Origin of the sequence: Prosthecobacter gellanilyticus (assembly GCF_007992435.1) — a bacterium.
GTDB lineage: Bacteria > Verrucomicrobiota > Verrucomicrobiia > Verrucomicrobiales > Verrucomicrobiaceae > Prosthecobacter > Prosthecobacter gellanilyticus.
In genome coordinates, this window is sequence record NZ_BKAG01000063.1 from 26,819 (window position 1) to 34,448 (window position 7,630).

Consider the following 7,630-nt stretch of genomic DNA (forward strand, 5'->3'; position numbering starts at 1 on the left):
TGCCGAGTGTCTTGGATGAACTTGTTCGCCATTTCCAGCGTTAGGCCTACCTTCGCCTCATGCCAAAACTCGTCTGTCCCTGCGGTTTCGTTCACAGCCTCTCCAGCATCCCCGACGATGGCTGGCAGGTGATCCGAGACGCGGAAAGTTTTGCCGGGAGCTCTCGCAGCGGATCCTTGCAGGTCACTACTCCCGTGTGTTGATTCCATTCGCGACAGGACTCACCGCTGTTCAGCGTCTGAAGCTGAAGAGGCAGGGCATCCCGGAAATATTTTATACACCCCTGAACCCATGACCCTTCACGCCGGAACTGATGCAGGAAATGTGGTGGCGTTTGATCCGGCGGCCCTGCCGGATGATTACGACACACTGGCCAAGGATGATCCCATGACCCTCATCGAGAGATTGCATGACGAGGGTCGCCTCCGGTGGATCGATCCTCATTCGGACGGATCTTATCGTCTCGGTGTGTTCGTGGGGCAGGCCATGCCGGAGAGGCTCGCTCCATATCTGGGGAAGGGGGAGGTGATTGAGCAGTTTCACACCCCGTCAGGCCGCCTCTGGTTCACCGGCATTGAGTATGTCTTCCGGCATGATGACAGCTTCCTGCGGAAATACCCTCACCAGGGTGCCTCGGTGGAGGTGCCCGCAGGCGTTCACAAGGCTGTCTTTTACGAGCTCGAGTATCCGGAAGACTTTGAGGAGACCCTGCTTGCCCAGCACCTGTCACCGGAGCAGCTCGCCGCCAGAAAGCGCATGAACCGGTTCGCTCCGCTGGGCTGCCTGGGTGCCCTGGCGATCATCATCGGCTTCTTTCTGTTGAGCCGGTACGCATGGGTGACCACGGTTCTTCCGGTCGGCCTTATGGCCATTGCCATCCCGTTCCTCCTGTCTCGTTCCCGCAGTCACAGATCATCTGATGCAGCCACCACCGCCATCACGGATGACTACCCCGACTATGCGCTGCACATTCAGCCTAACGAAATTTAGTCAAAATGAATGAGCATCTAATATGACCCGGCCCAACCGCATGTCCTTCACCTCCGATCATCTGATTGACCAGATCATCGAGGGCCGCAAAACCGCGAGCACGGAGTGGCTGCACCGGCAGGGAGAGATCGATGAATGGGACAGCGCCATCCAGGTCGGCACCATCTACACCGTGTGTGATTCCCAGCGCGTCCAGCGCTGCATCATCCGCGTCACCTCCATCCGCCTCTGCCAGTGGCACAGCATCCCCGAATGGCTCTGGCGTGGCGAGACCAACGCCACCCCCGAAGAATTCCAGGCCGACCACATCGACTTCTTCGAGAACCCTGGAAACGATTTCGAGTTCATTGGTTACGAGTTCGAGCTGATGAGTGTGTGCGAAGCATAAGACATCCTCAGAAACCACCCCCGCATGCCACGCATCCAATGCCAGAAACACGGAATCACCGGTGTCGCGGCCGTGTGCGAGCACATGGGCAGTGATTTTGATCTGTCACGCCCGCTTCGTGCCCACCGCTCCATCCGTTTTGCAGACACGGATCCAGACCCTCTGGCATTTACCGTGGACCTGTGTGGTGACTGTCTGCGCAGTTGTTCGATTGGCGACGACATCTCCACCGCCCCATTGGAGACGACTCTGGATGCACACCCGCAGCTGGAGAGTCCACGGATGCTCTGCATCCGCTGCTTTCGCGATTACCAGGACACCATCCCCCTCGTCTCAACGGCGCCAAATACATGATTGTGGATGACTTCGGCTGTTCCAAAGTGACTTGCCCGGGCTGCGGCGCCCGGTTTCGATTTCACCGCAGGACTCATGAGCTCATGCCTGCTTGAGCCTAACAAAAAATGAGACCTCTACTCCTCAACCCACATGCAAGCCATGAACCTCAAATTTGACCACTGGCGGGAAGAACTCATCTTCACAGGAAACATCGTTCAAGATGATGATGAATCTGTTCCGCAGGATGAAAAAGAGCGCAGGTTTAACCGATATGTGGAACTGCTGGGCTCTGTCACGGGAGCCGAGGGGCTTGAGACATTGGTTGCGGTTGTTGACTCTCTCCAGGCAGAGCAGGACTACGGCGCCTATCAAAGAACGTATAACACCTTGTGGTGCTTCCCTCCGAATGTCGCGGCCGAAGGGCTCGTCACTGCATTGCCGGGTTTGATTCAGCGACGGCATGACTGTGCCGGGAACATTCTCGCCGCACTCGGCAATGCCACCTCCGGCAGCAGTTACGGTGTGCTTCTAGCCTTCCGGCAGGCGCTGGCTTCGACTTCACAACAAGCGCGAACAGCCATCATGGATTTCATAACTCGCGAGGAGCATGACGGATGGCTCGACGGGCGCAGGAAAGGCGTCATTCGACCAGCCGCACCTCAGCCAACTTGATTGCGTAACCAAGAATGACGAGAAAAATCAACAGGATAGCGTTCTGGGTGTTGGCCATCGCCCTGGTGGCGGGCGGGGCCATGTTTTATTTTCGTGAGGGCCTTTTCAGGGGAGGGAATGGTTACGTGCCGGCGCAGCTCCGCCCCTTTCTACAGGCCTCACGTCTGGAATTGATCGCGCTTGATCCCGGCGCCTTGCGCCCTGCGCAGAAGCAGGCTGGCGGGAATGCAGAGGTGCAGACTCCCCAGCCGCTCTGCCATGGCTATCCAGTACTGGGCGCGGTCACGCTCGCTTCAGCGGCTGACCTGGAGGAGATCCGGGCTGCCATCCGGGATCTGGATCGCTCGGGCAGGACGTGGAATGGATTGATCGCAGGTTGTTTCACACCTCGTCATTGCATCAGGCTCGCCACTTCGTCCGGCGTTTCAGACCTGCTCATCTGCTATGAATGCCATGGCGTGAAGATTTTAGAGGGAAGCACCGCCGATGAGCAGAAGGTCACCGGGACGATTTACATGGCAGGCGCGGCTCCTGCCGAATCAGGCATCGTGAATGCCATCCTCACCCGGCACTCCATCCCGCTGCCGAAGGAATGACACGGTGGAACTCATGCTCTTTTGAGCCTAACAAAACATCAGACTGCCAATCCCCCGAACCCACATGCCAGCCATGACCTTGATTGCTCCGCCCGCCTGGGCACGGCCTTTGGAGCGATATGTGGACGGTTTTGGAGAGGAGAATCTCGCGGAGGTCATGGCTCAGAGAGCGGCCATCCTGGCGGCGGTGCAGCAGGCGGTTCAGAGATACATTGATAACCCCCAGCTCACGGCGGACACGGCGGCGGAATGGTTTCCAGCGCGGGAAAGGCTGACCGGTGAATACTACATCGGCGAAGAATCCTACTGGCAGATCCAGGATACGAAATTTCATCGCCAGAGCTGCCCTGCTGGGCACCATTTCAGCTACATGGCCCGCTGCCTGGAGTATGTCTGGCATGAAAACCAGACAGGCCAGGACTACCTTGGCCTTGAGGTTCACTTTGCCTGGGACCCGCTCTCCAAAACCTTCCTCCATGAGGGCGATGTCGACTCTTCAAGCATCTGATCCGGTGAGAATCGCGGCTGCCCGCACCTAACAATAATTAGGAAAGCAAATTTCGCTCCGGCTGCCGTCAGCTCGGAGGGGTAAAGAGATTACTGAAACCGTTAGCTGTAATTTTTATACCAAAATATCAGGGTGATTCGACATCCATCCGAGCGTCAAAAAAGTCTCGCGCCAGTTCATCGACCGTCCCGGTGGTCAATGAGCCGATCTACGCAGGGAAAATCGGCACAAAACCGCTCCCCCAGCCCCCTCCAAACCCACGCCTTTTCCCCTCAGACCCTAGACCCTTCTCTTCACGGTCAACAAGGCATTTGGTGACGATACTGCCTACATAGTTCATACGAGATATGTACAATGTATTGACTTAAGCGGCAAAAATTGGCAAAAAGCCTCCATGAAATCCCGAAAATACCTTCGAGATGTCGGGCTAGCGCTTCTGCTGCTGGCGGGTGTCATTTCTCCAACTCAAGCTGCCGATCAGGTGCTGCGATCTCAGGACCATCCTGGGATGTCTGAGGTGCATTTGTATCCTCTCCAAACCTCCGGAGACTGGCTGGCGGCGGGGGCGGCCTTCGCGTTCGAGGACAGCTACGGTCAGATGGATGGGCGGGTGCTTTTATGGAAACGGAACGCTTCCGGCGTCTGGGTGCCTAAGCAGGTTCTTCAGACTCAGGGGGCTGCGCCTGCCAACAATTCTTTTGGCTACCGGCTGGCCATGGACGGCAAACGACTGCTGGTGGGCACGTATGAAAGCAGCCCCTACCTGGACGCCTATGTGCTGACCAACGGACAGTGGCTTCCGGACGGTCGCCTGACCCTCCAGGGCAAGGACTATTCAGGTGGTAGCTTCGGCCAGGGGTATGGCGCGGCGATCGCCATCTCCGGGGACACGGCCGTGGTCGGTGTGCATGGCGGCACGGTTGCGGGGCAGCCAACTGCCGGCTGGGTGGATGTCTACCAGCGCGTCGCTTCAGGCTGGGCGCACAAGGCCCGCCTGTCCGAGCCGGAGGCCGGCACCTACTACTTCGGCTATCACGTGGCCATCAAGGACGGGAAGATCTTCGTCGGCTCCTATCAGCAAAATCTTCCTGAGGACAATGGGGAGACGGTCGGCTCCCTGATCTCCATCTACGAGAAGTCGGGTGCCCATTGGGTGAAGACCCAGAGCCTGCCGGTGCCTGGGAATCCTCGCTGGGGCATCATTAGCTGGCCCATCGTCGCAGGGAACCGCCTCATCGCCAGGAGCTTTGAAAGCCATTATGAGTATTCACTAAGATCCCCTTATCAGTTTTTGGGCCAGCTTGGGACAGATGTGCCAAACCCAAGTTACGGATGGGACGTCCTTGGGGACGTGATGGCGGAGAGGAGCCGCTCCAGCATGGAGGTGGCGCTGCATCGCCGTCAGGCGGATCAGACCTGGTCCGTAGATCAGACCTTTGATAACTCGGTCCACGGGATGGACATGATCTATGTCCTAAAGCTCACGAGCAGAGAGCTGATGGTGCTGGGAGATCCCCAGGACGGAGACAAAAACACCATCAGCATCATCTCCACCAGCGTCCCGCCGCAGATGGATCACTCCGGCACGGTCAGCGCCGTCACCCAGGATGGTGACGTCACCCGCCTGGATGCCGGTGAGCACCTGGCCTCCGCCACGGTGCCATCCCTCGTCACCCTTTCGGCCTATCAGCCAGATGCCGGTTCCGGCGTGCTGGAGGTCGCCGCCACCGGGGACACGGCCGACTTCAGCCTCTCCGCCACCTCACTGAACCTGCAGCCGGACAAAAGTGCCCATCTTCAGGTGGGTCTGAATTCCGGCACTGCCGGGGAAAAGAGCATCACCCTCACCTTCACCGTGCAGGGCCAGGCCACCCCCATCCGCACCTATGAGATCACCGCCAGTCGCGTGGCGGCAGCCACACCCTTGCAGTTCGTGCAGGAGCCGAAGCCAGCCCTCTGCCAGCCCCGTGAGGTCGTGGCCATGAGTGTGGAAGTGGAGGGCACTCGCCCCTACACCTACCGCTGGCTGAAGGACGGCCAGATCATCCCCGGTGCCACCAGTTCCACTCTTTGGAGCAAGGCGGGCGGCAGCTACCAGGTGGAGGTGACCAATCCCAGCGGCACCATCCTCAGCACACCCGTGTCCCAGGTCATTTACAACTGGGAGAAGCCGAACCTCGTCACCGTCCCCGGCGGCAGCGGTGAGCTTTCCCTGTCCATCTCCGGCCCGGGTGCCGAGATTCAGTGGGAGCATGATGGCCTGCCTCTCAGTGACGGCAGTGACTACTCCGGGGTCAATGGTCCCGTGCTCACCGTGAACAATGTGCAGGAATATTTGGAACTCCATGCCCACATCACCCTCGAGTCAGGAGGCACCACTCTGGAGGCCTCGCCACGGTTCCAGGTGAGTCCGAGCGTGTTGAATGAGGGGGAAATCCCCTGGTCTGAGATGGACTCTCCGGATGCTCCCTTCCTCAAGGTCGGCACCAGGACTGAGTTTACCTACATCTTGAGCGTCCCGGCCACTTATACCTTTGCCAATCTGCCTCCGGGCCTCCAGGGGAGTGCCTCTGGCGTCGTCACCGGCGTGCCCAAAAAAGCAGGTGCCTTCAACACTCTCGTCACCGCCAGCTTTGGCGGGGTCACGGTGGAGAGGATCTCACGCCTGACCGTCCAGGGAGTCGGTCCTGCGGCAGGCATCTACTTCGGCTGGCTGGACGCTCGGGAGGAGCTGCCCCATGGCGGTTCGGTGACGCTGGATGTCCAGGCCAGCGGTGCCTTTACCGGCATCGTTCAGGTCGGGCCCTCCCGCACCCCCATCACCGGCGTGCTGCCTGGGGAAGGCGCCGGCGCCTCCGCGCCGACTCCCATCTCTGGCACACCCTACGTGGGCTGGTTGCAGGCCAATGGCTCACCTAAATGGTTCAGCGTGAAGTTCCGGGAGGCCAGCCTGCCAGCGAGCGCATCCTTTGAAGTGGGAGCTGTCATGCTCATCAGAGCACATGGTCCCCAAATCACCGCGCCAGAGGCAGGGAAGTACACCGTTGGCCTGCTGAATGAAGGCTCTGAAGAGGTTCTGGGGAGTGGCTACGCCACCATGAACATTTCCAAAAAGGGTGCCGCCAGCTACGTCGGGAAGCTCGCAGATGGCTCCGCCATCATCGGCTCCTCCTGGATGTCAGATACCTATGTGGAGCAGGACTTCATCCCCCGCATGTATGTCTATCAATGGACTCAGGGAAGTGAGGGCTTCCTGCGCGGTTACGCCGGCGTCAACCGGGACTACTACGAGGCAAATGGCTTCTTGGAATGGATTCGTCTGCCCGCCCCTGGCCGTGTGTATCCAGACGGTTTTAGCACCGCCGTGGGCTTCGCCGCCAGCCGCTACGCGAAGCCAGCACCTGCCCCCGTCATCCCCGGAGACGCGCACCAGATCAGCTTCCAGTCCCTGGAGGCCACCCTGGATCCCACCGCCTTCGAGCTCACGAACCAGAACAAGGCCAACTTCGGAGCCGGCCCAGCCAACCCTCTGAAGACCAAGCTGAACATCAATGCTAACACCGGCCTCTTCACCGGTGAGTTCACTCTGAAGGATCCAGATCCTGCTGGCGGTCCCGGCCAGATCACGCGGAAGGTCACCTACAGCGGCGTGGTCCTGCCCGGGTACGCGAACGGCGTGGGTCACTATCTCCTGCCCACCCTGCCAGATCCGAATGCCGAGCCTCCGACGACCCTCAGCACCTCCCTGATCATCTCCGGGTCGGTGCTGATCGAAGCCGCTCCATAAAGCCCTTCCAGATTGTGTTAGCGTAGAGACAGCTCCGCTGGTCAGCCCCCGTGCTGGCCAGCGGAGTTTGTTTTTTACCGGCATGGAGAGTCCTTCGCCAAAAGCTTCGGACTCCAAGGGAATGGAGGAATGGAATTTGAAGCAAACTTTGTTAGGTGGTCAGGCACCCCAGGCCCACCATTCCCTCTCCTTCCCCCGAACCCATTTTCAGTTCTCCCTTTTCCATTCTCCATTCCCCCATGCCCCTGAAGGCCGAAACCTCGGCCCACTCCACCGCCAACCGCCAACCGCCAACCGCCAACCGCCAACCGCCAACCGCCAACCGCCAACCGCCAACCGCCAACCGCCAACCG

8 protein-coding genes are annotated in these 7,630 nt (G+C 59.3%); 7 read left to right on the plus strand and 1 reads right to left on the minus strand.

The window, feature by feature from the left end; translation table 11 throughout:
• The first annotated feature begins 291 nt into the window (after positions 1 to 291).
• From BGE01nite_RS25995 to BGE01nite_RS26025, 7 genes are all read left to right on the plus strand, one after another.
• Positions 292 to 990, plus strand: coding sequence for a hypothetical protein (locus tag BGE01nite_RS25995; protein WP_146855341.1), 699 nt, complete (start codon positions 292 to 294; stop codon positions 988 to 990).
• A 40-nt stretch (positions 991 to 1,030) separates the two neighbouring features.
• Complete coding sequence (locus BGE01nite_RS26000) at positions 1,031 to 1,378, plus strand: ASCH domain-containing protein (protein ID WP_170267074.1); 348 nt, start codon at positions 1,031 to 1,033, stop codon at positions 1,376 to 1,378.
• A gap of 24 nt (positions 1,379 to 1,402) precedes the next feature.
• Positions 1,403 to 1,732 carry a hypothetical protein gene (locus BGE01nite_RS26005; protein ID WP_146855345.1) on the plus strand — a complete coding sequence of 110 codons (330 nt, stop codon included), beginning with the start codon at positions 1,403 to 1,405 and terminating at the stop codon, positions 1,730 to 1,732.
• 141 nt (positions 1,733 to 1,873) lie between these two features.
• A complete protein-coding gene (locus BGE01nite_RS26010; protein ID WP_146855347.1) occupies positions 1,874 to 2,386 on the plus strand; it encodes a hypothetical protein in 513 nt (170 codons plus the stop codon).
• A gap of 47 nt (positions 2,387 to 2,433) precedes the next feature.
• Complete coding sequence (locus BGE01nite_RS26015) at positions 2,434 to 2,982, plus strand: hypothetical protein (RefSeq protein ID WP_218033103.1); 549 nt, start codon at positions 2,434 to 2,436, stop codon at positions 2,980 to 2,982.
• Positions 2,983 to 3,055: 73 nt separating this feature from the next.
• Entirely contained in the window at positions 3,056 to 3,490 is a 435-nt protein-coding gene (locus BGE01nite_RS26020) for a hypothetical protein (protein WP_146855351.1), read from the plus strand.
• A 394-nt stretch (positions 3,491 to 3,884) separates the two neighbouring features.
• Positions 3,885 to 7,277 (plus strand): immunoglobulin domain-containing protein, encoded by a 3,393-nt coding sequence (locus BGE01nite_RS26025; protein WP_170267076.1) that lies wholly within the window; start codon positions 3,885 to 3,887, stop codon positions 7,275 to 7,277.
• Positions 7,278 to 7,428: 151 nt separating this feature from the next.
• On the opposite strand, the gene BGE01nite_RS29475 is transcribed toward BGE01nite_RS26025, so the two are convergent.
• Positions 7,429 to 7,630: hypothetical protein (locus BGE01nite_RS29475; protein WP_218033104.1), on the minus strand; the 202-nt coding region annotated here is incomplete at its 5' end.

Excerpts from the sequence above, each read along its gene's own strand:
- BGE01nite_RS25995 (WP_146855341.1), top strand. The coding sequence starts at position 292 with ATGACCCTTCACGCCGGAACTGATGCAGGAAATGTGGTGGCGTTTGAT.
- BGE01nite_RS26000 (WP_170267074.1), top strand. The coding sequence starts at position 1,031 with ATGTCCTTCACCTCCGATCATCTGATTGACCAGATCATCGAGGGCCGC.
- BGE01nite_RS26005 (WP_146855345.1), top strand. The coding sequence starts at position 1,403 with ATGCCACGCATCCAATGCCAGAAACACGGAATCACCGGTGTCGCGGCC.
- BGE01nite_RS26010 (WP_146855347.1), top strand. The coding sequence starts at position 1,874 with ATGAACCTCAAATTTGACCACTGGCGGGAAGAACTCATCTTCACAGGA.
- BGE01nite_RS26020 (WP_146855351.1), top strand. The coding sequence starts at position 3,056 with ATGACCTTGATTGCTCCGCCCGCCTGGGCACGGCCTTTGGAGCGATAT.
- BGE01nite_RS26025 (WP_170267076.1), top strand. The coding sequence starts at position 3,885 with ATGAAATCCCGAAAATACCTTCGAGATGTCGGGCTAGCGCTTCTGCTG.